The organism is Flavobacterium psychrotolerans (assembly GCF_003097635.1).
GTDB classification, from domain to species: domain Bacteria; phylum Bacteroidota; class Bacteroidia; order Flavobacteriales; family Flavobacteriaceae; genus Flavobacterium; species Flavobacterium psychrotolerans.
Window position 1 is genome coordinate 283,019 of record NZ_QCZI01000001.1, and the last position, 26,042, is coordinate 309,060.

At 34.6% G+C, this 26,042-nt stretch carries 24 protein-coding genes; 15 read left to right on the forward strand and 9 right to left on the reverse strand.

The window, feature by feature from the left end:
• Positions 1-153: 153 nt before the first annotated feature.
• The 6 genes from DB895_RS01285 to DB895_RS14420 form a co-directional block, all read right to left on the reverse strand.
• Positions 154-1,380 carry a hypothetical protein gene (locus DB895_RS01285; RefSeq protein ID WP_116723527.1) on the reverse strand — a complete coding sequence of 409 codons (1,227 nt, stop codon included), beginning with the start codon at positions 1,378-1,380 and terminating at the stop codon, positions 154-156.
• A gap of 224 nt (positions 1,381-1,604) precedes the next feature.
• Positions 1,605-2,063: a sensor of ECF-type sigma factor gene (locus DB895_RS01290; protein WP_116723528.1), complete on the reverse strand. Its 459-nt coding sequence runs from the start codon at positions 2,061-2,063 to the stop codon at positions 1,605-1,607.
• A 60-nt stretch (positions 2,064-2,123) separates the two neighbouring features.
• Positions 2,124-2,543 (reverse strand): hypothetical protein, encoded by a 420-nt coding sequence (locus DB895_RS01295; protein ID WP_116723529.1) that lies wholly within the window; start codon positions 2,541-2,543, stop codon positions 2,124-2,126.
• Between the two features lie 24 nt (positions 2,544-2,567).
• On the reverse strand, positions 2,568-3,107 hold the full coding sequence (locus DB895_RS01300; RefSeq protein ID WP_243694607.1) for an RNA polymerase sigma factor: 540 nt from the start codon (positions 3,105-3,107) through the stop codon (positions 2,568-2,570).
• Between the two features lie 57 nt (positions 3,108-3,164).
• Positions 3,165-4,277 carry an SRPBCC family protein gene (locus DB895_RS01305; protein WP_116723530.1) on the reverse strand — a complete coding sequence of 371 codons (1,113 nt, stop codon included), beginning with the start codon at positions 4,275-4,277 and terminating at the stop codon, positions 3,165-3,167.
• Positions 4,278-4,353: 76 nt separating this feature from the next.
• The gene (locus tag DB895_RS14420) at positions 4,354-4,542 is read right to left on the reverse strand and encodes a hypothetical protein (protein WP_116723531.1); all 189 of its coding nucleotides are present in this window, start codon (positions 4,540-4,542) and stop codon (positions 4,354-4,356) included.
• 76 nt (positions 4,543-4,618) lie between these two features.
• On the opposite strand from DB895_RS14420, the gene DB895_RS01315 reads away from it, so the two are divergent.
• On the forward strand, positions 4,619-5,002 hold the full coding sequence (locus DB895_RS01315; RefSeq protein ID WP_116723532.1) for a pyrophosphohydrolase domain-containing protein: 384 nt from the start codon (positions 4,619-4,621) through the stop codon (positions 5,000-5,002).
• 90 nt (positions 5,003-5,092) lie between these two features.
• Here the strand turns inward: DB895_RS01315 and DB895_RS01320 are convergent, their stop codons facing one another.
• Positions 5,093-6,160, reverse strand: coding sequence for a branched-chain amino acid aminotransferase (locus DB895_RS01320; protein WP_116723533.1), 1,068 nt, complete (start codon positions 6,158-6,160; stop codon positions 5,093-5,095).
• Positions 6,161-6,559: 399 nt separating this feature from the next.
• Here DB895_RS01320 and glgP point away from each other — a divergent pair, with 399 nt between their 5' ends.
• Positions 6,560-8,224 carry an alpha-glucan family phosphorylase gene (glgP, locus tag DB895_RS01325; protein ID WP_116723534.1) on the forward strand — a complete coding sequence of 555 codons (1,665 nt, stop codon included), beginning with the start codon at positions 6,560-6,562 and terminating at the stop codon, positions 8,222-8,224.
• Positions 8,225-8,362: 138 nt separating this feature from the next.
• The gene (locus tag DB895_RS01330) at positions 8,363-10,060 is read left to right on the forward strand and encodes a tetratricopeptide repeat-containing sensor histidine kinase (RefSeq protein ID WP_116723535.1); all 1,698 of its coding nucleotides are present in this window, start codon (positions 8,363-8,365) and stop codon (positions 10,058-10,060) included.
• Here the strand turns inward: DB895_RS01330 and DB895_RS01335 are convergent.
• A complete protein-coding gene (locus DB895_RS01335) occupies positions 10,057-10,554 on the reverse strand; it encodes a metallophosphoesterase family protein (protein ID WP_116723536.1) in 498 nt (165 codons plus the stop codon). The genes DB895_RS01330 and DB895_RS01335 overlap by 4 nt on opposite strands.
• Positions 10,555-10,774: 220 nt before the next feature.
• On the opposite strand from DB895_RS01335, the gene truA reads away from it, so the two are divergent.
• The 10 genes from truA to DB895_RS01385 all read left to right on the forward strand — a co-directional run bounded on the left by truA (position 10,775) and on the right by DB895_RS01385 (position 21,004).
• Positions 10,775-11,509 carry a tRNA pseudouridine(38-40) synthase TruA gene (truA, locus tag DB895_RS01340; protein ID WP_116723537.1) on the forward strand — a complete coding sequence of 245 codons (735 nt, stop codon included), beginning with the start codon at positions 10,775-10,777 and terminating at the stop codon, positions 11,507-11,509.
• A 36-nt stretch (positions 11,510-11,545) separates the two neighbouring features.
• The gene (locus tag DB895_RS01345) at positions 11,546-13,306 is read left to right on the forward strand and encodes an ABC transporter ATP-binding protein (protein ID WP_116723538.1); all 1,761 of its coding nucleotides are present in this window, start codon (positions 11,546-11,548) and stop codon (positions 13,304-13,306) included.
• A 137-nt stretch (positions 13,307-13,443) separates the two neighbouring features.
• Positions 13,444-14,832, forward strand: a complete 1,389-nt coding sequence (gene lpdA / locus DB895_RS01350) for a dihydrolipoyl dehydrogenase (RefSeq protein WP_116723539.1) — start codon at positions 13,444-13,446, stop codon at positions 14,830-14,832.
• Between the two features lie 287 nt (positions 14,833-15,119).
• Positions 15,120-15,767, forward strand: a complete 648-nt coding sequence (locus tag DB895_RS01355) for a phosphoribosyltransferase (RefSeq protein WP_116723540.1) — start codon at positions 15,120-15,122, stop codon at positions 15,765-15,767.
• 32 nt (positions 15,768-15,799) lie between these two features.
• Positions 15,800-16,471 (forward strand): dienelactone hydrolase family protein, encoded by a 672-nt coding sequence (locus DB895_RS01360; protein ID WP_243694608.1) that lies wholly within the window; start codon positions 15,800-15,802, stop codon positions 16,469-16,471.
• A gap of 160 nt (positions 16,472-16,631) precedes the next feature.
• Positions 16,632-17,036: a hypothetical protein gene (locus DB895_RS01365; protein WP_116723541.1), complete on the forward strand. Its 405-nt coding sequence runs from the start codon at positions 16,632-16,634 to the stop codon at positions 17,034-17,036.
• Between the two features lie 84 nt (positions 17,037-17,120).
• A complete protein-coding gene (locus tag DB895_RS01370) occupies positions 17,121-18,224 on the forward strand; it encodes a site-2 protease family protein (protein WP_116723542.1) in 1,104 nt (367 codons plus the stop codon).
• On the forward strand, positions 18,211-19,371 hold the full coding sequence (locus DB895_RS01375; RefSeq protein WP_116723543.1) for a phospholipase D-like domain-containing protein: 1,161 nt from the start codon (positions 18,211-18,213) through the stop codon (positions 19,369-19,371). Before DB895_RS01370 ends, DB895_RS01375 begins: the two co-directional genes overlap by 14 nt.
• Before the next feature lie 446 nt (positions 19,372-19,817).
• A complete protein-coding gene (locus DB895_RS01380; protein ID WP_116723544.1) occupies positions 19,818-20,714 on the forward strand; it encodes a DnaJ C-terminal domain-containing protein in 897 nt (298 codons plus the stop codon).
• Positions 20,711-21,004: a chaperone modulator CbpM gene (locus tag DB895_RS01385; RefSeq protein ID WP_116723545.1), complete on the forward strand. Its 294-nt coding sequence runs from the start codon at positions 20,711-20,713 to the stop codon at positions 21,002-21,004. Before DB895_RS01380 ends, DB895_RS01385 begins: the two co-directional genes overlap by 4 nt.
• A gap of 176 nt (positions 21,005-21,180) precedes the next feature.
• Here DB895_RS01385 and DB895_RS01390 read toward each other — a convergent pair whose 3' ends face one another.
• Positions 21,181-22,419 (reverse strand): ammonium transporter, encoded by a 1,239-nt coding sequence (locus DB895_RS01390; RefSeq protein ID WP_116723546.1) that lies wholly within the window; start codon positions 22,417-22,419, stop codon positions 21,181-21,183.
• 366 nt (positions 22,420-22,785) lie between these two features.
• On the opposite strand from DB895_RS01390, the gene DB895_RS01395 reads away from it, so the two are divergent.
• Together DB895_RS01395 and DB895_RS01400 are read left to right on the forward strand one after the other, a co-directional pair.
• Entirely contained in the window at positions 22,786-23,967 is a 1,182-nt protein-coding gene (locus DB895_RS01395; RefSeq protein ID WP_116723547.1) for an MFS transporter, read from the forward strand.
• A gap of 146 nt (positions 23,968-24,113) precedes the next feature.
• A complete protein-coding gene (locus DB895_RS01400; RefSeq protein ID WP_116723548.1) occupies positions 24,114-26,027 on the forward strand; it encodes an SPFH domain-containing protein in 1,914 nt (637 codons plus the stop codon).
• The last annotated feature ends 15 nt before the right edge of the window (positions 26,028-26,042 follow it).

The window sequence follows — 26,042 nt, forward strand, 5'->3', positions numbered from 1 at the left end:
AAATATTTATTAGAAAAAGCCCACAAATTTACCATTATAAAACAGATTAAGATATTTATATGAGATATTTTTTTTATAATAACGTTCCAATTGATATTGTACAAAAAAAAACACCGCCGGAGCAGTGTTTACTTTTGAAAAAAACCTAAAAAATTACCTTCTAGAACTTCCTCCTCTATTATTTCCTGATGGAGTTGCATTTCTAGTTTGTTGATTTTCTCTTTGTGGTACATTTCTAGTTTCTGAATTTGACCTTTGAGATTCATTTCTGGGCGGAGTCATATTTCTAATACCGGAATTTTCGTTTCTTACATTTTGGGGATTAGAATTGATACGTGGACTCACATTATTTTGACTTCTTTGAATGTTATTTTCTCCTGTGGAAATAGAATTTGTCCGAATTCCTGTTCCCACTCTAGGTGAACTGGTTTCTCTGGTAGAATTAGAGTTTTCTCTAATACCCGTTCCTGACCTTGGAGAAGTATTTTCCCTTGTTGCATTCGTATTTGTTTGTGTTTCCGTTCTTGGAGTACTAGTTTCTCTTGTTCCATTCATATTTGGTCGTCCGTTTTCTCTTGGAGTTGTATTTCGGGTGGAATTCGAAGCGATTTCATTTTTTGAACCCACATTCCTGATTGTTCTGGTTTGATCTAATTGATAACGGTTTACAGCGTTTGTGTTTCTTTGTGCAAAAGAGCGATTTGGGTACTGTCTTTCACAATAATTTGATCTTCGGGTATCCAATAAAGTCACGGCTCTTTGACTGCGTCTATAATTTACATAATTATATTGATTGTCATAATTTATGTACACATTGATATTGTTTCTATATCTAAATACTGGATATGGATTCCAAGCATAATAATAGGTTGGGTAATAATTCCAATACCAAGCGGAAGAATAAGGACGGTAACTCGCAATCCAAAAAGAAGTGTAAATTATGGGCGCATGTACATAAACGGGTTCATAAATATAATTGTGTCCATACATGTAAACATCCCCTACAACTTGAACTTGAATTTGGTTATTTCTGTCTTTTTCCACTTCAATAGTAGCTACATCCTGAAAGCTATCCCGCCCCAGAACCGATTGCACGATAATTAAATGGGTATTCCCTTCTACCGATTCTATAACCCTCAAATAATCAACCTGATTATCGTCGTTTAAATCCAAGTTAGAAATTTGAATTTTCGGATCATTCAATTGTCTCTCAAAATCTTCAAGGTTTTGTGCTTCTCCAAAAATGGAAGCTATCGCTCTCAAATCTAGATTATCACTAATTTCTGAACTCGTTGCATTAACAATTGTTTTGTCTTGGGCTAAAAGGGACGAAGTAAGCAAAGTGGTCAAAAGCAACGAACTGATTATTTTAATTTTCATGATACTTAATATTTGAGTTAGTATAGCATTTATTGAAATCCGTTTTAAAATAGAATTGATTACTTTACCTACAACCCAATTACTGTGCCAATAAATAGGACAACTAAGTCGCTGTTGTTTTAATTAACGTTTTTTTAATACTATTTAATTGCTACTATTTTACATCAAAATTATCGGAATGTATTTAATCATCCATTTGAAGGAACAACCATAAAAATGGCAAATTACGGCCTCTGTAGTCCTTTATCCCGATACTGTTTCAATAGCTTTATATTAAAACCTTCTTCGGCCTTTTTAAGTTTTATAATTTTTATTGGCGAAAGCACCACTTTTAAATTGGCTATGAATTTTTTTCGAAGCTGGTACAATTCATCTTCCGTACTTTCCATTTGATTTAAGAAATTTAGAGCTTCTTTATCACTCATTTTTTCTACTTCACCACTTTCAAATCGATTCATGTAGGAACGCATTTTATCTTGTTTTAATTCCCGCTGTTTGTCATCAAACGCATAATATAGTGGCCAAAATTTTGTCGCTTCATCTGATGTCAATTGCAATTCATCAGTAATATAAGCCACTTTCAAAGCCCTTATTTGTTCTTTTTTTTGTTTGAATCGAGGTTGTGCCGATGTGCCAATGGCCACTAAAAGTAAAAATATCGAAAGTAATTTATGTGTTTTCATCTGTAGCTACTATTTGTTTATTAAAAAAATTGGAATAGATGGATTTTTTTTTATACAGCATTAATATATAATATATTCTTCTAAATTAGAATTGGTAGAAAGCAAGTCTTCTATGGCTTTATCTTCAATCTTGTAATCGACTTTCATTTTTTGAATATCTTCTTCATCAAGAAGCTCCACTAAATCATCATCAGAAATTGAAGCGCGATTCGTAAGGTAATTTTCTAACGTTGTTACGTCTAATTCGGCAGATGGAGTATTAAATTTATTGATAATTGGGACAGTCAACGCCAGAACTATTATGGCAGCAACAGCTAAAATCCAGTTTTTCCTTTTCGCATAAAAAGAAATTACTTTTGGCTCATTTACAGGTAATTGTTCCATAATTTTTGACGAAAAATCATCAAAAAAACGATCAGGTGTCTTAAATCCTGATTGAATTTTTGGTTCGCTGTCTATTTTAAAATTGTTCATAGCCATTAGACTCGATTTTTTTATTAAGGTTTAATCTTTAGTCATGAAATTTTCGATTTTCTTTACCGCATGATGATAAGAAGCTTTCAAAGCTCCAACAGAAGTTCCTAAAATCTCCGACATGTCTTCGTATTTTATTTCTTCAAAGTATTTCATTTTAAAAACCAATTGTTGTTTCTCGGGCAGATGAGCAATGGCTTTTTGAAGTTTGAATTGAATGTCATTCCCGTCAAAATAAGAATCCGCTTTCAAATTATCTACAATTTTATTCTGTAAAGCTTCACTCGTAACACCGTTCCGTTTTGCTTTCAGATTGATAAAAGTAATGGCCTCGTTTGTTGCAATGCGGTACATCCAAGAAAACAATTTACTGTCACCCTTAAAGTTTTTCAGATGTTGGAAAATTTTCACAAAGGTATTTTGCAACACATCATCGGTGTCATCATGATTCAAAACAATATTCCGAATATGATTGTACAAGGGTCTTTGGTAATCAAACAAGAGCTTTTGAAACGCTTCATTTTGCGTTTTGGGATCCAATAGTTTTTGTATGAAATCTTTCTCTTCCAAAAATATTTTTTCTATTAGAATACAACTAATGGAAAAGGTTTAATTCTTCCAAAAAAATTATGGAATTGGGTCTGGAGTCGTTGCTGGTGCTGGCTGTTCTGTAACAACGGCAGGAACTACTGTTATTGGTTTTGGTTTATAAACAACGGCAATTTTTGATCTAATAGGAATGTAAATTTCGGTAACCCATTGTGACGGATTCGCTACCTGCTCTATACTCTTAGAATACAACTCTAAAGAAGATCCTTCGGTATTTTGTGCCAAATTGTTTTTAGCAATATATTCAAACGTTTTTTTCCACGCTTCTTTAAGATGTGAGTAATCACCTTTTAGTGTCGTTTTTACCGCTTTAAATGGAACCAATTGTCCCGCAGTAATATCACTTCCTTCGCTGATGAAAATCTCATCTTTTATAGGAACACAAACTGAGAATTTTGTAATCCCTTTTGCCGTATCAAAAGTATGATAAAGCACAAAAGGTTTTCCGTACATGACCAAATGATTCTTTTTGAAAAAATGAATCATTTTCGGAATCATGATGCGCAAGTTTTTAGGAACATTACTAATCTTACTGTTAATGGTTTGTTGCAGATAAAAACCGCCAAGTTTTTTAACAATACCATTCACTTTAATGGTATAGGTTTTTAATTCATAATCAAGCGTTTTATCTAAATTGGCCAGACTTTTTTCATACGTAGTTCCAATCACTTTGTTTGCGCCTCCTTTAAAAGCACTATAAATTTTGAAACTAAAACCCATGCTCCCTTTGGAACGCCAAGTGACTTTTGTCCCGCCAACTGTGTCCTTAAAAGTCCAGTAAACATCTGAAATAGTCCCGCTAAAATCCGTTTTTTGATGAATACTTTCATTTCCCTTTACGGCAATAGTCTTCATCTCACCACTCCCCTCACTTCCATTCCAAGAATAGGAAGCACCATTCCCAATAGTATTGATGGGATAATAAAATTCCATTTCGGGGTCATCCTTTTTCCAAGAACCAAAGGTTTCCCAATTTCTATAATCATTTACATAATTAAAAACGGTCGATTTTGGGGATTTAATGAGAGCGCTTCTTTCTACATCGAAATCTCCCTTTTGGGTGGCAACAAATACCGTAGTTGCAAATAATGCCAATACTACTAGTAGGAATATATATTTTAGAATTCTCATAACCCAATGAATTTATAATGTAAAGTTATGAATAATATTGTTAAATCCTGTCAGCAAAGAAAAGTTCTTATTTTTGTTACCGTTTAAAAAAAACTTTTATAACAAATAATAAAGCAATGAATAACAAAAAAGCAATCAATACTTTATAAGTTCCCTTGTAGAATTTTTGATGAATCAAAATGTCTTTTCTATAAGAAAAAATCATAATGATAATAAAAGTCACTAAAAACAAAGCTGCAAAAATCCATTGTCCCGTACTAAACATAGTTGTAAATATTATTTTCCAAAAATACTCATTTGTAAACAAAAGTTACTATTTTGCAGCATTAAATAATAGAATTATGCAAAAACAACTTAACGCAGTAAAAGCATTTCACACTGCTTTTGCCATTGGCCACAGCGAAAATCCCAAAGCCGATTTAGGTGAAGTCAAAAATGTACTTCGGTTCAATTTAATGAAAGAGGAAAATGAAGAATACTTAGAAGCGGTACAAAACAATGATTTGATAGAAATTGCCGATGCATTGGGTGACATGATGTATATTTTGTGTGGGACAATTATTGAACACGGATTGCAACACAAAATTGAAGCCGTTTTCGACGAAATTCAACGAAGCAATATGAGTAAATTGGGCGAAGACGGAAATCCTATTTACCGTGAAGACGGAAAAGTTATGAAGGGTCCAAATTATTTTAAACCCGATTTCTCGAAGATTTTAAAATAGAATGTACTATAATTTTCTGAAGATTAACTAAATAAAAAAGCGATTTTACATAATAAAATCGCTTTTTTATTTAATCGTTAAATTTAATTATTATATCTTGACAGTCCATCCAAAGGTATCTTCAGCCAGTTTATTTTGAATGTTTTCTAATTTATCTTTCAATTCCAATGCCATTGATTTTTCAATTTTTGGCAATTCATAATAAACTTCTTGATACGAAAATCCCGAAATGGGGCTTATCACCGCAGCCGTTCCCGCTCCAAAAATCTCTTTTAAGGTTCCGTTTTTAGCCGCCTCAACAAGTTCCGAAACTAAAACAGGACGAATTTCTACATTTATCCCTTCTCTTTTAGCCAAATCGATTAGAGTTTTTCTAGTTACACCATCCAGAATTCTTTCACTTGTAGGGGCTGTTAGCAAAGTATCATTTATTCTAAAAAAGACGTTCATGGTACCCGCTTCTTCTAACTTGGTATGCGTTGCGTCATCAGTCCAAATTACTTGCTGAAACCCTTCTTTATTAGCCAAATTCGTAGGATAAAATTGAGCGGCATAATTTCCTGCAGCTTTTGCAGCACCTATTCCGCCATTGGCAGCCCTACTAAAATGTTCTGCAATGAGAACCTTAACATCTCCCGAATAGTATGATTTTACAGGTGATAAAATAATCATGAATTTATAATCATTCGACGGATTTGCAATTACCCCTGTACCCGTTGCAATCATAAATGGCCTGATGTACATAGATTTTCCTTTTCCTTTTTTCACCCATGCTTCATCTAATTGAAGCAATTGGTGCAAACCATTTAAAAACACTTCTTCAGGAACTTCAGGCATAGCCATCCTAACGGCAGATTTATTAAAACGCTTGTAGTTTTCATCTGGTCTAAAAAGCCAAATGTCATTATTCTCATCTTTATAAGCTTTCATACCTTCAAAAATGGCCTGTCCATAATGAAAAACCCTTAAAGATGGATCTACTAAAAAAGGAGCGTAAGGCTTAATGACTGGTGTTTGCCATTCTCCATTTTTAAAATCACATTCTAATAAATGATCCGTAAAAACAGACCCAAAGCTTAAATTTTCAAAATCTACTTCATTTATTTTTGAGGTGGTCGCTTTTATTATTTCAATTCCGTTTGTTAGGGTTGTATTCATGATAAAGTCTTATTATTTTTTAGTAATTAACGTAAAGTTCGGTATTAAATTGTTACCGTACAAAAATTATTATTGAATGCAAAATTAAATAAAATTTAGCAAAATACTTGCCAAAATCATATTAATCGAAGCGTAAAATCACGATTTGTTTATATTTTAAAAAAGCCTAAAAATTAACGCAAAATTCTATTGAATATTTAAAAAAATATAGTTTTATCAGAAATTTACATTTTAATTTGACAAATTGAGTTTAAAATACAACTTTAGCGCTATCGTTTGAAGTCTAGAAAAACAGTTCTTTATGTGTTTAAAATCCATTTTTTTTCCGGAATTTAATTCTAAAATTCAATTTTATTATGTTACGTTTGCATAAATACTAACACAAAAATCAAATTTAAGATGAGTAAGATATTACCTGAGAAATACAGACATCCGTATGATTTTAATAAAAAATACAAAAAACCAGCCGTATATTTTTCGATGGAATTTGCAATTGACCAAGCCCTGAAAACATATTCGGGAGGTTTGGGTTTCTTAGCAGGTTCTCACATGAGAAGTGCCTATGATTTGAAACAAAATCTAATAGGAATTGGGATTTTATGGAAAAAAGGATATTATGACCAATATAAAAAAGAAGACCTTTCGATGGGAGTGCTTTTTCAAGAAAAAATATATTATTTCTTAGAAGAAACTAACATCAAGTTTACCATTAAAATCAACAATCACGATGTTTGGGTAACCGCTTTTTATTTGAATCCGGAAACATTTGGCACAGTTCCGATGTTTTTCCTGTCAACCGATTTACCAGAAAATGACTATTTAGCAAAATCGACCACATTCAAATTATACGATTCCGACCCTATTGCCAAAATTGCACAAACTATGGTTTTAGGCTTGGGAGGAGCAAAATTACTGGATGCTTTAGATTATGATCCGGATATCTATCATTTAAATGAAGCCCATGCCGTGTCTTGTGTTTTTCACTTGTACAATAAGTTTAAAAATGTGGATGCCATAAAAGAAAAAATGGTGTTTACTACCCATACACCAGAAGAAGCGGGTAACGAAAAACATGACATTAATTTACTGAATTCATTAAGTTTTTTCGATGGTATACCATTAGAAAAGGTTAGAGAAATAACCGGAATTCAAGACGATACTTTCAATCACACTTTAGTCGGATTACGATTAAGTCATAATGCAAATGGAGTTTCTAAATTACACGGGGAGGTTTCTAGGGATATGTGGAAAGATTATCCTGGAATTTGTCCAATTACCCATATTACTAACGCCCAAAACAAAAAATATTGGGCCGATGCTTGGCTAGATGAAGCATTCCAAAGCAAAGACAGAGCGGGATTAATCAAAAGAAAGACGAGATTAAAATCGAAACTTTTTGATGTGGTTGCAGACCAAACAGGTAAATTATTTGATCCAAATATTTTAACTATCGTTTGGGCCAGAAGATTTGCTGACTATAAAAGACCCGATTTGATAACTAGAGATTACAATCGATTCATAAAATTATTGGCCAATACCGAAATGCCCGTTCAAATTATATTTGCAGGCAAACCCTACCCAATGGATTTTGGGGCCATACACAATTTTGACAATCTTACACACATCAGTAAAAACATCAAAAACATGGCAGTACTTACCGGACATGAATTAAAATTGTCACGCCAGTTAAAAGAAGGTGCCGATGTTTGGCTGAATAACCCAAGGGTTACAAGAGAAGCTTCCGGTACTTCTGGGATGACAGCCGCAATGAATGGAGCCATCAATTTCTCTACAAATGACGGTTGGGTTCGTGAATTTAAGGACATGAATAAAACCCAAAATTCATTTGTACTGCCTATTGTTGACCATACATTGCCTACTTATGTTCAAGATCAGATGGATTTAGATAACTTGTATGAAATGTTAGAAGGTGAAATTTTGCCTTTATATTATAATTCACCTAAAAAATGGTGGGATTTAGTAGAAACCAGCATGAAGCAAGTTGTTCCCTATTTTGATTCTGACCGAATGGTAGACGAATATTATAGTAAGTTATACAAATAAACTTAAAATTATTAAAAGCCCATTTATTTGGGCTTTTTTTATGAATTTAACTTATTATCTCAATTTAATTGTTAATTGTTAAAAAAAGCGTTAATTTAGTGCCTTTAACAAAACATTAAGTTTTCATCTTGATTAACTATGCCTAATAATCGATTTCTTATTGTATTTCTTTTTATTCAGATTTTTTTTGGGGCACATTCCTATGCCTATGAAAAAACGTTGACTAAAATTGAAATTACAAAACTGGCAAATGAAGCCAAGGAATTAATAATTAAAGGCCATTACGAAAAATCATTACTAAAATCGAGTCTTGCTTTACAACATGCAATTACAATTTGTGACAACTCACTCATTGCCTATTCCTATAAACTAATCGCAACAAATTTTGATGAATTAGGCGAGTCAGAAAAAGCCTTTTTGTATTACAATAAAAGCTTAATTTATGCTGATAAAACCAATGACAATGACCTTAAAAACAGGCTAAACAATAATTTAGGCAATATCTATTTTTTTGACAGAAAACAATATAAAAAAGGAATAGCCCATTATAAAAAGTCTTTGGAATATAGTAAAAAAATAAAGGACTTCTCTCAAAATTCCCTCACAAAGCTCAATATAACTTGGGCCTATTTTGATATTGGTCACTATAATGAAGGACTACCTTATTTAAAATCAATCAATTCCTATTACAAAAATCACAAAGACAATTCAATAATTAGCACCTTAAATATGCTAAACGGAATGTTTTATAATCATATCAATGATAATGAAAAAGCAGAAGCATATTTTCAAAATTCCATAAAACTAGGGATTGAAGAAAATAACGAGCCACAATTGTCCTTTGCCTATAAGGAATATTCCAAACATCTATTAAAAATTGGAGCCTATAGAAAAGCCTATGAAAGCCTAGAGCTTTACGATAAAATTAGTGAAGAAATCAATGATGATAATGAAATCAATAAAAATAATATTTCAGGCCTTAAACTCGAATTAGAAGAGACCAAAAAAAATATAAAAAAAACAGAAATCAGATACCTCCAAGAAATTCGTCTAGCGGCAGAACAAAGAATCCGAAATCAAAGAATTATTATAACATTTATTGTCACATTTATTTTACTAGGATTGCTCCTTTACTTCTTTTATCAGAATGCCAAGTTGACTCAAAAAAATAAAATTAAAAGCATTCAGAATATAGAACAGCAAAACATCATCATTGCCACTATTGATGGTCAAGAAAAAGAACGAAAAAAAATAGCTGCTTTTTTGCATGATAATATTAGTGCAAAATTATCAACTGTATGTTTACACCTTTTTGCTTTCACGGCAATAACAAAAATTGAATCAGAAGAAATTGTCAAGGCTAAAGAAATCCTAAAAGAAATTCATGATGCAATACGAAACCTTTCCCATCAATTGATACCTTGTACTTTGATTAAATTTGGGTTACTTAATGCACTTGAAGATTTATGTGAAAAAAATTCGAATTCATTACTAAAATTCAATTATTTCAGCAAAATCCCATTAGAAAAAAGATATAATGAAGACTATGAAATGAAACTCTATTTTATAGTTGCCGAACTCTTGAATAACATTCAAAAACACAGTAAAGCAAGTGCTGCATCAATTGCACTTGAAGAAAAAAACAAAGAAATAATCATAACCATTAAAGACGACGGAAAAGGGTTTAACACCAATAAAACCATACATCATGTTGGTTTCGGATTGACTCAGATACGTGCGAGAGTATCAAAAATGAAAGGAGAATTGTCTATTTTTTCTACCCCAATTACCGGTACGTTCATTCAGATGAAAATACCGATTAAAGAAATTCATTAATCCCTTTTTTCTATTTCAATAATCTCCAAATCTTTTATTTTTTCTCCATCAATAACAAATCGCAGCATGGTCCTCACTTGGTGAAAACCACTTTTTCCTGCCGCTCCTGGATTCATGTGTAATAAATTGAGTCTCTTATCAAACATCACCTTCAGAATATGCGAATGTCCGCAAATAAATAATTTTGGTGGATTTTTTGTCAATTCATTTCTGATATTAAGACTGTATTTCCCCGGATATCCACCAATGTGTGTTATCCAAACATCAACCCCTTCACAAAGAAATCTATTGTGCAATGGAAACACCAACCGGGCTTTATCATCATCAATATTCCCGTAAACCGCTCGCAATGGCTTCCTTTTTTTTAAGGTATCGGTTATCATTAGATCACCAATGTCTCCGGCGTGCCAAACCTCATCTGCTTGGTCAACATATTTTAATATCGTTTCGTCAATATGACTGTGGGTATCAGAAAGCAGTAGAATTTTTTTCATTTAGGGCAAACTTGTTTTATTTAAGGAGTTGTTCCTATAGCAATCGGGATTCGGTAAAATTAAACAATCCCATTTCAAAATCAAATTAACATTTTGTTACATTTTCAATTCAAAGAAATCACACATTAATAAGTATCTTTGCCAAAATGAACGCGTTTTAAATTGCATTTCATTCTTTAAGCCAAATTCTAATTCCTAAAACTGCGACCGAATACTAAAAATGCGTTACTTTATCAAATTGGCATACAACGGAACAAACTACCACGGTTGGCAATGTCAGCCTAACGCTCCTTCTGTACAAGAAACATTAAGTAAAGCACTTTCGGTAGTATTAAATTTAGAAATTAAATTAATGGGGGCCGGACGAACTGATACGGGTGTTCATGCCAAAATAATGTTTGCCCATTTTGATTTCGAAAAAAAAATAGACACTAAATGTACGGTACATAAACTGAACTCTTATCTTCCAAAAGACATTGTTGTTTTTGATATTATTCCCGTTCCTGATCATGCGCATGCACGATTTGATGCCACGAAAAGAACTTACGAATACCATATCAACAGCTATAAAGATGTTTTTTTGCAGGAACAAAGCTGGTATTATCGTCAGAAATTGGATCTCGATTTGATGAACGAAGCATCGAAAATATTATTGAACCATACTAATTTTCAGTGTTTTTCTAAAGTAAATACTGAAGTAAACACGTTTAATTGCAAAATTACGGAAGCCTCTTGGAAACAAGAAAACAACACCCTTGTTTTTACCATATCCGCCGATAGGTTTCTTAGAAATATGGTCAGAGCCATCGTTGGAACCCTGATTAAAGTAGGGTTACACAAAATTACATTAGACGAGTTTAGTACCATTATAGAAAACAAAAATAGAAGTGAAGCTGGATTTTCAGTCCCAGCTCATGGATTATATTTAACTGAAATAGCGTACGATTATATCTAAAATTAAATTAGTCAGTACTCCTACAATGACAAAAAAATGAGAGCAAAAGCATTCGATACGAAAGTATTCAAACGAATTTTAGAATACACTAAACCCTACCAATGGCGATTTAACGGCGTAATCGTTTTTGCCGTTTCACTATCTGTATTTGCAGCATTACGTCCGTACCTTTTGAAACAGACCGTTGACGGTTATTTAAAAACCCACGATGCAAAAGGGCTGTTATTTTATGTCACCATAATGGGAATCGTGCTTTTAATGGAAGTGTTTTCTCAATTTTATTTCGTTTTTTGGGCTAACTGGTTGGGTCAGGATATTGTAAAAGACATTAGAATCAAACTATTCAAACACATGCTAAGTTTTCGCATGAAATACTACGACAATGCACCCGTTGGGCAATTAGTGACCCGTTCCGTTTCGGATATTGAGGCTATTGCAAAAATCTTTAGTCAAGGCTTGTTCATGATTACGAGTGACTTGATGAAAATGGGAGTGGTCATGATTTTCATGTTTTACATGAACTGGAAATTGACTTGGATTGTGATTGTAGCCATGCCGGTTTTGGTATTTATAACGCGAATCTTTCAGCGAAAAATGCAACTCGCTTTCGAAGAAGTCCGAACTCAAATAGCCAATATGAATACGTTTGTTCAAGAACGGGTTACAGGAATGAAAATCGTACAACTTTTTAACCGAGAAGCTATTGAAGCCGATAAATTTAGTCAAATCAACGATAAACACAACAAAGCCTGGATAAAAACCATTTTATACAACTCCATCTTCTTCCCTATTGCCGATATCATCTCGTCCTTAACATTAGGTATTGTAGTATTGTATGGTGGTATTAAAATTCTTAATGGAGATCATTTCACCACCTTTGGAGATTTGTTTTCTTATACCATGTTCATCGGAATGCTGTTCAATCCATTGCGACAAATTGCAGATAAATTTAACGAGATGCAAATGGGAATGATTGCCGCCAATCGCGTATTTGATATTTTAGATACCAAAGACCAAATTCAAGATACTGGCATTATTGAAGCCCCAATTTTTGAAGGAAACATACAATTCAAAAGGGTACATTTTAGTTATATCGAAAATGAAGAAATCATCAAAGGCATCAATTTAGAGGTCAAAGCAGGGCAAACAATTGCTATTGTGGGAGCGACAGGAGCGGGAAAATCGACCATTATTAATTTATTGAATCGTTTTTACGAAATCAGCAGCGGAACCATTTGCATTGATGGCAAAAACATTAACGAGTACAGTTTAAGTTCCATCAGAAAGCAAATTGCGGTAGTTTTACAGGATGTTTTTTTGTTTGCCGATACTATTTTAAACAACATTACTTTAAACAACCCGAATATTTCTCGTGAAGAAGTCATTCTGGCCGCAAAAAAAATAGGTGTACATGAGTTCATTATGAGTTTGCCTAACGGCTATGATTATAATGTAAAAGAACGCGGTGTGATGCTTTCTTCCGGTCAACGTCAGCTGATTGCTTTCCTGCGCGCCTATGTGAGTAATCCAAGCATTTTGATCTTGGATGAGGCCACTTCGTCCATTGATACCCATTCTGAAGAATTGATTCAACGTGCCACAGAAAAAATCACGATGGGAAGAACTTCAATTGTTATTGCGCATCGATTGGCAACCATTGTCAATGCCAATAAAATTGTGGTTATGGATAAAGGTTTGATTGTAGAGGAAGGCTCCCATTTTGAATTATTAAATATTGAAGGAGGATTTTATAAGAATTTATATTACTCCCAGTTTTTGGTTGAAAACAATTCATAATTAAACAAATATTCCTTATTTTCGCAACCGAAATACAAATCAAAATTTAGTAGTGATGAAATGCGCTTTTGCGACCTGAGTTTACGAACAGGTGAAGCAATTCCATTTTTACTAATTTAAAAAAACAAAAACGAAAAATGAAATACGATATTATTGTTTTAGGAAGTGGTCCAGGCGGATATGTTACTGCAATTCGTGCCTCACAATTGGGCTTTAAAGTGGCTGTAATTGAAAAAGAAAATTTGGGTGGAGTGTGCCTAAACTGGGGTTGTATCCCAACAAAAGCATTACTGAAATCGGCACAAGTTTTTGATTACCTAAAACATGCAGCCGATTATGGATTGACCGTTGCCGCTTTCGACAAGGATTTTAATGCCGTAGTTTCTCGTAGCCGAAACGTAGCTGAAGGAATGAGTAAAGGAGTTCAGTTTCTGATGAAAAAAAACAAAATCGATGTGATTGATGGTTTCGGAAAAATGAAACCGGGAAAGAAAATCGACGTTAAAGCTGCTGACGGAACAGTAACCGAATATAGCGCAGACCATATCATCATTGCTACAGGAGCACGCTCTCGTGAATTGCCAAATTTACCTCAAGATGGGGTTAAAGTAATTGGGTACCGTCAAGCAATGACTTTACCTTCACAACCAAAATCAATGATTGTGGTAGGTTCCGGGGCAATTGGAGTAGAATTTGCGCACTTCTATAACGCTATGGGAACAGATGTAACTATTGTTGAATTTTTACCAAATATAGTTCCTCTGGAAGACGAAGACATTTCAAAACAAATGGAACGTTCCATGAAAAAAGCAGGCGTTAAAATCATGACCAACTCTTCCGTTGAGAAAATTGACATTTCTGGAAATGGCGTGAAAGCAACCGTAAAAACAGCTAAAGGCGAAGAAATACTTGAGGCTGACATCGTACTTTCGGCTGTTGGAATTAAAACAAATATTGAAAATATAGGTTTAGAAGAAGTGGGAATTGCCACTGATAGAGATAAAATCCTAGTAAACGATTTCTACCAAACCAACATCCCAGGATACTATGCTATTGGTGATGTAGTTCCAGGACCAGCATTGGCTCACGTAGCTTCTGCCGAAGGAATTACCTGTGTGGAGAAAATCGCAGGCTTGCATGTTGACCCAATTGATTACGGAAATATTCCGGGTTGTACATATGCAACACCCGAAATTGCTTCGGTTGGATTGACTGAAAAACAAGCTAAAGAAAAAGGATACGAACTGAAAGTGGGTAAATTTCCATTCTCTGCTTCTGGAAAAGCAAAAGCCGCAGGAACTCCCGATGGATTTGTAAAAGTAATTTTTGACGCCAAATATGGCGAATGGCTCGGTTGTCACATGATTGGTGCCGGTGTTACCGATATGATTGCCGAGGCGGTTGTAGCGCGAAAACTGGAAACTACGGGGCATGAAATACTGAAATCCATTCACCCTCACCCTACAATGAGTGAGGCCGTTATGGAAGCCGTTGCCGAAGCTTATGGAGAAGTGATACACTTATAAATCGTCATTGAGAGGATACGAAGAATCTCATTCTAATTAATTATTAATCCGTTTTGCGAAAGCAAAGCGGATTTTTTTGTCTTTATCTTTTAAGGCATTTCAAAAGAACTATGATAAAAAGGAATAAGCAATGTTTTTCGTTGCTATACCATCAATAGTCAGAAAATTGATTTCCAAATAAAATCAAGATTCTATTTTTTATTATTATTTGAAAATATTTTCAGAAACAACTGAAAATCAGTATCTTTATTGTATAAATTAGCATTCACTTTAATACTCATAGTGTCATGCATGACGATGAATTAAAAGATAGAATGGAAGCAGGTTTACTCCTTTCGGATAAATTAAAAAAATATCAGGATAGCGATACCATAATTCTCGCCATTCCAAGGGGCGGGGTTCCTGTGGGATATGTAATTGCCAAAAGTTTGCATCTCCCGTTGGATATTGTGCTTTCAAAAAAAATTGGTCACCCCAACAACAAAGAATTTGCCATTGGCGCTGTATCCATGAATTCGCTACTTATTAATGAACTTCCTGAAGTTCCAAATAGTTATATCGAGGATGAAATTATTAGGCTTAGAAAAGTAATGCAAGAGAAATACGAACGCTACATGGGCAATCGAAAACCTCTTGAAATAAAGGGGAAAAACGTAATTGTGGTGGATGATGGGATTGCAACAGGAAATACCCTTATGGTCTGCATAAACATGCTACGGAAAAAAGAACCAAAAAAAATTATTGTGGCAGTGCCGGTTATACCTTTTGAAACTGTTGCTATTTTCAGGCAAAAAGCGGACGAATTTATCTATTTGATGGCTCCCAAATATTTCACGGGGGTCGGAGCCTTTTATGAAAAATTTGATCAAGTAGAAGACGATGAAGTAATCCGTTTACTGAACGACACAAATCTGGTTAATTTAAAACAAATTTGATTGAGTATATATACATTTAAAATTTGTCCATCATGAAATCATTAACAACAAATTTGTTGCAAACAAACACCATGAACAGAACAGAAATAGATATCCCCCTAGCTTCCGTAACGTTAAGAGGGGAATTGGTAATTCCTGAAAATGCGAAAGGGATTGTCATTTTCTCCCATGGAAGTGGCAGCAGTAGATTCAGCCCCAGAAACAGATATGTGGCAACGTTGATTCAAGAACATGGTATGGGCACCTTGTTATTTGACCTATTGACTGAAAAAGAAGATGAAATTTACGAAAACAGATTTGATATTGATTTGCTGGTAGAACGCTTGATTGAATCTACCGAATGGCTCCTAAATTACAAACAGACGAAGGGGATGCCTATTGGCTATTTTGGCGCCAGTACAGGAGCTGCATCAGCGCTAAGGGCGGCAGCGCATTTTGGGAAAACCATAAAAGCAGTGGTATCTCGGGGTGGTCGCCCGGATTTAGCTTTAGATGAATTGCCAATAGTAACAGCACCTACACTATTACTGGTTGGTCAACTGGACGAAGCTGTAATCGAAATGAATAAGATAGCCTATGATCGTTTGGGTACAATTAAAGAAATAAAAATAATTGATGGTGCTACCCATTTGTTTGAAGAACCGGGCAAATTATTTGAAGTGGCCAAATTAGCCATTTTATGGTATGAACGGTATTTGGTATAATAATTCTATATTCAACTGCTAACTAACATGACACAATGTAGGTATCTATTGAATTTGACACCTTCTTAAAATTAAATTCAACAATACACCTGCTTCATTTTTATAAGTTAGTGTTGAAATTGCAAAGCTAAAAACAGCACATTAAAAATGACATATCACCATGAGAAAAATCTTTTTTACACTGACCCTTTTGCTTTTTACACTACGAATATTCGGCCAGGCAATTCCAAATACCGAATTTTCTAAAGATTATTATCTGCAAAAAAGCAAAAACAAAAAAACTACTGGCTGGATTTTGCTTGCAAGTGGAGCAGTTATGACTGTGGTTGGAGTTGTTGGATTTAGCAATAGCGATTTTTTGGACGATAGTTCTGATCGTTATGGCTATTTAATGTTGGGAGGTCCCGTTATTAGTTTAGGAAGTATCCCGTTTTTTATAAGTTATGGAAACAATGCTCGAAAAGCCGCAACCTTAGCCGTAACAAACCAACCAATATACATTCCAAGACAAGGTTCCCTAGTTCTAAATTCACAACCAAGCTTATCCTTTAAGATTAATTTTTGAAACTGGTTTAGATTTGTGTGGAGTTATCGAATACCGTGATGAATCGACAAGTATAAAAAATTATGGTCATTAAAAATTTATAAAATGAAAGGATCATTTAAACTCGGAACCATCGCAGGCATCGGCGTATTCATACATTGGACTTTTTCATTACTCCTCGCTTTTATTATTTTCATCAACTATAAAGCAGGACATTCCGCTTCACAAATTATTTGGTCGGTACTGTTCATTCTAAGTGTTTTTATCACTGTTTTTCTACATGAACTCGGACATGCTCTTGCGGCAAAAAAATATGATATAAATACTAAAGACATAACACTATTACCTATTGGAGGACTCGCCCGATTGGAGCGCATTCCTGAAAAACCTTCCGAAGAATTAATAGTCGCACTTGCAGGACCATTTGTAAATATTGCCATTGCTTTTGTAACTGGATTATTCATTGCAATGCCCAGTGATGCACAGCAATTATCGGAGCAATTAATGGAGGGGATAAATGGCAAGACTTTTTTACTTCATTTCTTTTTGGTAAACTTTTGGCTAGCCCTTTTCAATTTAATCCCTGCTTTTCCCATGGATGGTGGAAGGGTTTTACGGGCATTGTTGTCGTTGAAATTACAACGGCATGTGGCCACTAAAATTGCAGCCCGAATAGGTCAGCTATTGGCAATCGGTTTTATTTTTTTAGGCTTTTTCGGCAATCCTTTTCTTATATTTATAGGAATATTTATCATAATGGGAGCACAAATTGAACTTGATTTCACGGTGTCGAAATACCTGCTTGAAGGGGACAGGGTTAGTGATGTGCTCATGACAACATACCAATCAATTGACGCCCAAGAAAAACTAAGAACTGCCATCGATTTATTGCTGAACAGCCAGGACAGGAATTTTTTAATTACCGAAAACGGAAAACCAGTGGGAACGCTCAATCGAGACCAGATTATACAGGGGCTATCCTCTGGAGGAGACAATGAAATTATTAAAAATGTAATGAACAAAAATTTGGTTTATCTGGAAGCAGATGCCCTTTTAGAAAACATTTTCGAATTGGTTTACAAAAATAAATCCCATTTAATGCTGGTAAGAAAAGACGAAAAACTAATTGGCACACTGGATACGGAGAATCTTTTAGAATTTATTTTAATTAAAGAAGCTAAATCAAAAAACACCAATGCCGATTCATGACCATACCTCAGTTTCTAAAGATATCACACTGGTGCATAGCGGGGAAGATTATTTCTCGCGTTTAGAACAAATCATTCTTAATTCTCAATCCGAAATCCATTTACAAACCTATATCTTTGAGAATGACACGACCGGAATAAGGATTGTCGATGCCTTGCGAGAAGCCGCTTCCCGTAATGTTAAAATATACATTTTACTGGATGGATTTGGTTCCTTTTCACTTCCTGCAACATTGATAAACAAACTCAAGAAAAGTGGAATTAGCATCCGCTTTTTCGCCCCATTGTTTTCGGCAAATTCCTTTTATATTGGGAGACGATTGCATCATAAAGTAATTGTTTCAGATGGAAAAATAGCATTAATTGGTGGAATCAATATTGCAAAAAAATACTGTGGAACTGCGACGGAACTTCCTTGGCTTGACTATGCCGTTCAGATAAATAATGAAAAAATTGCCATTTCTCTTCAAAAAACATGCAAGGATCTATATTATAAAGACAAACCGCTACAAATAAAAAAATTGAAATTTGCAATTTACGATAATGAAAAAAGGACTATTGGTCTTCTTCAAAATGATTGGTTAAAACGAAAAAACGAAATTTGTAATGCCTACATTAAGTCTTTTCGAAATGCAAAAAAGGAAATCATTATTGTTGGAAGCTATTTTCTCCCTGGAAAAAGGCTAACAAAAGCGCTAAAGAAAGCATCCAAAAATAAGGTGAAAATTAAATTAATCCTTTCTGGAATTTCAGACGTTCCTTTGTTAAGACGCGCAACCTACCACATCTACTCTTCTCTTCTTAAACATAATATTGAACTATACGAATGGGATAAATCCGTATTACACGGAAAAGCCGCAGTGGTAGATAACTATTGGACCACGATTGGTTCTTTCAACTTGAACAACCTAAGTTCTTATGGAAGCATCGAAATGAATGTGGAAATAAATTCTATAGATTTTTCCAATGCCTTTATGGAGAACCTCAACCAAATCATCGCACAGTGTCAAAGAATAACTCCAGAATCCTTAAAAAAAAGGAATAATGTATCCTCTAACTTTATAAATTGGTTATCCTACTGGATTTCAAGACTAATTCTGATAACCGTTACATATTTTCCATACAAACGATTCAAGAAATTCTATTAGCATAAAGACAAGCGCTTTACTATATCCAAAAATTTAGAATCGAGGAACATCGTGTATATAAAGAAATAAATCAGTGCAACTATTTGGAACATTTGTTGGGTAAAATAAATTTCGTCTTGCAAATAAATCCAAAAGACATTGAATTTACCCATTACAAATCATTCCTCATTGATTTGAAAAAGAAAAAGGAATCTGAAGAGAAAATAAAACGGGGTTCTCTGCTTGTTTAGGAAGACAAATCTTTTAGATGAAATTATTTTAAAAACTCCAAATTGGGACTTTTCACATTCCCACAATCTCCTGAAATAAAACCATTTATTCCTGTTTTATCATCAAAAATTTGATTAAATTTGATGGTAAGAAAGCATGATTTGCTAGAAAATTAAGCAATTGGGATTCTTATTAAAAAATAATTCCACAATACGAAATAGATAAATAACATCCAAATGGCATTTATAGACTATTACAAAATATTGGAAGTGGACAAGAATGCGTCGGAAGCCGATATAAAAAAAGCATATCGAAAAATGGCACGCAAGTACCATCCCGACCTAAACCCTAACGACAAAGAAGCCGAAAGAAAATTCAAGGAAATCAATGAAGCCAATGAGGTCTTGAGTCATGCCGAAAATCGCAAAAAATACGATCAACATGGCGAAAACTGGCAACATGCCGAGGAATACGAAAAAGCAAGACAGCAACAACAATATCAAAAAAGGGGACAAGGAAGTGATTTTGGAAGTTTTGGAGGTGGCGGTGACTATTCTGATTTTTTCGAATCCATGTTTGGTGGTCAATCTTCAAGAGGCAGAAGTCGCAGTGCGCAATATAAAGGCGAAGATTATAATGCAGAGTTACATCTGGATTTAAAAGATGTGTATGCCACACACAAACGCACTCTGACGATAAACGGAAAAAGCATTCGGCTTACAATTCCTGCGGGGGTAGAAAATGGTCAAATCATAAAGATAAGCGGGCTTGGGGGCGAGGGATCAAATGGCGGTCCAAAAGGTGATTTATACATCACTTTTACCATTGAAAACCACACCAATTTTAAACTAGACCATCATAATCTTTACACAACCGTAAACATCGATTTATACACTGCTTTATTAGGAGGCGAGATTATGACCGATACTTTTGACGGAAAAGTAAAACTAAAAATACCACCGGGAACCCAAAATGGCACTAAAGTGAAACTGAAAGGAAAAGGCTTTCCTTTCTACAAAAAGGAAGGAAGCTTCGGAGATTTATATATTACTTATCAAATTCTGATTCCCACAAAATTAACCGAAAAAGAAAAAGAATTATTTACGGAACTTGCTAAGCTAAAAACGTCATGAACACAGAAAAACTAATCCTTTTAACTACATTATGTGCCTATTTTAAAATTGAAATGTCATTCTTCCGTAATTTAGGAGAACTGGGGCTAATTGAAATTAAAACAATAGACCAATCTCAGTATATTCATGAGAATCATTTAGATGAAGTTGAAAAGATGATCCGGATTCACTATGAATTAAAAGTTAATTTTGAAGGAATTGATGTCACCTTGAATTTGTTGGAGAAAATTTATTCCTTACAAAACGAACTGATTACCGTTAAAAATAGATTAAGACTGTACGAAAATTAATTGTGTTGAGAATATCAAATTCCTGTAATAGAACTAATCTAAAATAGATACTTCAGAATATTAAAAACAATATTATTCAATATAATCCTTTTGATAAGAAAAAAAGGAAAAACTCGTCAAAAAAATGGAAGAGATTCCCCTTTACTCGATAAACGAAAATCATAGAAAATCTATTTCTAGTTTAGACTTTGTCTTGCCACTTCCCCATGGTGTATTATATCCAGTCCAACCGTTTGATCCATTTCGGTTACGCGAACAGGAATAAATTTATTTATGGTTCTGAACAGTAACAGGGTAAAAATAAAAGCATAGCTTGTTGCAAATAATATAGCAACGCATTCTTTAAAAAGTAATATGCCGTCTCCGCCAAAAAACAACCCGTTGGGAATGGCTGAATTAATAGCACTATTAGCAAAAAATCCCAAACAGATAGTTCCAATTATACCTCCCATCCCATGGACTCCCCAAACATCAAGGGCATCATCCCATCCCTTACTTTCTTTGTATTTTACGGCTACAAAACAGCCACAGGCCGCAATAATTCCGATAATGGCTGCAGAGTAAATATCAACATATCCTGCAGCTGGAGTAATCGTAGCCAAACCTGCAACTGCGCCTGTCATTAGTCCTATAAACGTCGGTTTCTTCTTGCCCGTATTCCATTCTATTAATAACCAGGTTACCGCGGCAAAAGAAGCTGCCGTATCGGTATTGAGGAATGAAGAGATTGTAATAGAGTTAACAGCCAGCTCACTTCCTGCATTAAATCCATACCAACCAAACCAAAGTAGCGCCGTCCCAATGGCAACCAACGGAATATTATTGGGCTCATGTTTTTTTTGACGTCGGCCTACAAAATAAACTGATGCCAATGCTGCAAATCCCGCAGTTGCATGCACCGTAATTCCTCCTGCGAAGTCAAACACGCCCCACTCAGCAAGCAATCCGCCTCCCCATACCATGTGAACAAAAGGGTAATAAACAAATATTTGCCATAAAATCAGGAAAAAGATATAGGATTTAAAAGAAACTCGATTAATAAAGGCTCCTGTGATAAGCGCTGGAGTAATAATGGCAAACATCATTTGATAAGCGATGAAAATATATTCAGGAAAACGTTTGTCAGGGGAATAGAGCGTAGACGGTGTAATTCCATGATAAAATGCTTTGTCAAAATTTCCAATTATTCCAAAAAAGTCAGTTCCGTCATGCATGCTGCCACTAAAGCAAACCGAATACCCAAAAGCAAACCAGAGCACAGTGCCTATTCCCATAGAAACAAAACTCTGCATCATAATGCTTAATATATTTTTATTACATCCCAACCCTCCATAAAAAAAGGCAAGACCGGGTGTCATCAGCATCACCAAGCTGGTGGCAAGAATCATAAAAGTGGTTAATCCAACATCTAACATAACGGTATTTTTTAGTTCAGCGCAAATTTAAACAAATATGCCAATATTTTTTTGTCGGTTTTGATGAATATTGTGACATTTTTTAAGAAGTGACGCATGCAAAATCCATTATTTGAAACGTGTTTAAAAAATTAAAAAACGAATAAAATTTAATAAATCTGAGAACATGTAAATTAGATAAAAAACATTAAATTTAGCCTATATAAGGTCGAAATGAAAAGGATTCGGATGTGATTACCTTTAAAAAATAATGGGTTAGGATATATATCCCTGTGACCTTCAACAACCCATTGAAATTTAAAATGATTAATGCTTTAGCATATTTCTTAAGAAATCGCAACACTAAACCAATTAAATGAGAGCATTTTGAAACATATTACAAGAACCGTTTGGGTTTTATCCTTGGTGAGTTTATTTACGGATGTGGCTAGCGAAATGCTTTATCCTATAATGCCTATTTACTTAAAGACAATAGGCTTCTCTATTGTACTCATCGGAATCCTTGAAGGAGTCGCCGAGGCAACGGCAGGATTAAGCAAAGGATATTTTGGCAAACTTTCTGACAATACAGGAAAACGGGTTCCGTTTGTTCAACTAGGCTATACACTTAGCGCTTTATCTAAACCAATGATGGCCATTTTCAGCTATCCCCTATGGATTTTCTTTTCACGAACCATTGACCGTTTTGGAAAAGGAATTCGTACAGGAGCTAGAGATGCCATTCTTTCGGACGAAGCGACCCCAGAAACTAAAGGAAAAATCTTTGGATTACATCGTGCAATGGACACTTTTGGAGCAGTATTGGGTCCTTTATTTGCATTGCTATATTTATATTTTAATCCAGAACACTATAAAACTCTTTTTTATATCGCTTTTGCTCCAGGGAGCCTTGCTGTCCTATCTTCATTTTATCTGAAAGACAAGAATAAGGGGCAACCAAAACCGAGAGAAAAAACAACCTTCTTTTCATTTTTGAGGTATTGGAAAACTTCTCCCAAAAATTACCGTAAAGTAGTTGGTGGCCTTTTAGCTTTTGCTTTATTTAACAGTTCCGATATTTTCTTATTACTCAAAGCAAAACAGTCAGGACTTAACGACACACAAGTAATTGGCGTTTACATTTTTTACAATCTTGTTTATGCCCTATTTGCATTTCCAACGGGGATATTGGCTGATAAAATTGGTTTAAAGAAAATATTTGTTTTGGGACTTGTACTATTTGCCATAGTGTATTTTGGTATGGGTTTAAGCTCCAATATTTATGTTATAGCCGGACTCTTTTTCCTTTATGGCATTTATGCAGCAGCAACCGAAGGAATTTCTAAAGCATGGATAAGTAATATAACTAACAAAGAAGATGTAGCTACAGCAATAGGAACATATTCCGGTTTTCAAAGTATAGGCACCATGTTAGCAAGTTCATTGGCAGGGTTAATTTGGTATCAATTTGGTGCAAGTGCCACATTTATTTTAACAGGGATTACCACAATTTTAATTATTCTATATTTTTTGTTTTTTATTCGGATTAAAACTAAACAACATCAATAAACACATCTTAAAATTGAAACTTCCAGCCATAAAGAAGCCCTTTCTTCAAAACAAAATTAGTAAGATTAATCAAACTTTAAATTATTTTAATTATGATCTTAAAATGTTAAAATTAGAGTAGATTTGCATCCTAATCTTTTTAAAAAATGTCAGATACTATTACAAGTTATTGGTGGATTCTCTTTCTAATTTTATTTATTATTTTCTACAAATTCGTTTTGCGTGTATTTTTTGGAATGGTCATCGTTCCCGAAGACCGAATTGGTTTAGTGACCAAAAAATTTGTTCTCTTTGGAGCAGAAAAATCATTACCCGATGGCCGAATTATCGCTACCAAAGGTGAAGCAGGCTATCAAGCTAAAACCTTAGCTCCTGGATTATACTGGACTATGTGGCCATGGCAATATTCTGTAAATATGGCATCGTTTACCATTATTCCAGAAGGAAATATTGGTTTGTTGTTAAGTAAAGATGGCGCAGAAATCCCTACGGGTAAAATTTTAGCACAAAAAGTAAATTCGGATAATTTTCAAGATGCTACTTTATTCCTGAATAATGGGGGCCAAAAAGGAAGACAATCTGCTTTTATTACAACCGGCTCTTACCGCATCAACACTCATTTGTTTGAAGTAGTGATTTCACCACAAATTGTAATTTCAGAAAACATGGTCGGTATCGTAACGGCGATGGATGGAGAACCTATTCCTATTGGGCAAATTGCAGGTAAATTTGTGGAAAACCACAATAACTTTCAAGATTTTGATCAGTTTCTTAAAAATGGTGGAAATCGAGGATTACAACCTCAAGTAATGCTTGCCGGTTCTTATTATATCAACACATGGGCTATTCAAATTGAGCAAACTCCAATGACAGACGTGCCAATTGGATATGTAGGCGTGGTAATTTCCTACATTGGTGAAGACGGAAAAGATGTTACCGGGGACACTTTCAAACATGGAAACATTGTTTCAAAAGGACAACGTGGAGTTTGGATGGAGCCTTTTGGTCCTGGAAAATATGCTTTGAATAAATACACAACTAAACTAGAACCCGTCCCTACAACCAACTTAGTTTTAAACTGGGCTGATGCCAGAAGTGAATCTCACAATTTAGACAAAAATCTTTCAACCATTACGGTTCGGTCAAAAGATGGTTTCCCTTTTAATCTGGATGTATCACAAATTATTCATGTTCCGGCCAATGAAGCACCAAAAGTAATTGCCCGTTTTGGAAGTATGAATAACTTAGTCTCCCAAGTTTTAGAGCCTACAATTGGAAATTATTTTAGAAATTCTGCTCAAGAAAGTGATGTAATTTCATTTCTGTCCACCAGAAAAGAGCGTCAAGAATCGGCAAAAAATCACATCAAAGTCGTTTTGGACGAATACAATGTAAATGCCGTTGACACTTTAATTGGAGACATTGTTCCTCCAGAATCATTAATGAAAACTTTGACCGACAGGAAACTTGCCGAAGAAGAACAAAAAACCTATCAAACGCAAAAAATGGCTCAAGAACAACGCCAAGGAATGGAGAAGGAAACTGCGATTGCCGATATGCAAAAAGAAATCGTAAAAGCATCACAAAGTGTAGAAATTGCCCAACGTACCGCAGATGCAACAGTAAAAAAAGCCGAAGGTGATGCCACAAGTTTAAAACTTAATGTAAATGCAGAAGCGGAAGCCACAAAAATGCGCGCCAATGCTGAGGCAGAAGCTACAAAAGCAAGAGCTGGAGCACAAGCCGAAGCTACTAAACTTACCGCAAGTGCCGAAGCTGAAAGAATATCCAAAACCGGTTTAGCTGAAGCAGAGAAAATTATGGCAATAGGTAAATCTACTGCAGAAGCCTATCAATTACAGGTTTCGGCTATGGGTGGTGACAACTTTACAAAATACAAAATAACAGAAGAGATTGGTAAGGGTAAAATTAAAGTGATTCCTGATGTGTTGATTTCTGGAAATAATGGTTCAGAAGGTGGAATTAGTGGATTACTTGGCATGAAACTCATGGAAATGATGGACACTAAAAATGAGAAAGTGGAAATTAAGCAAAAATAATTTTTACCCCCCTTT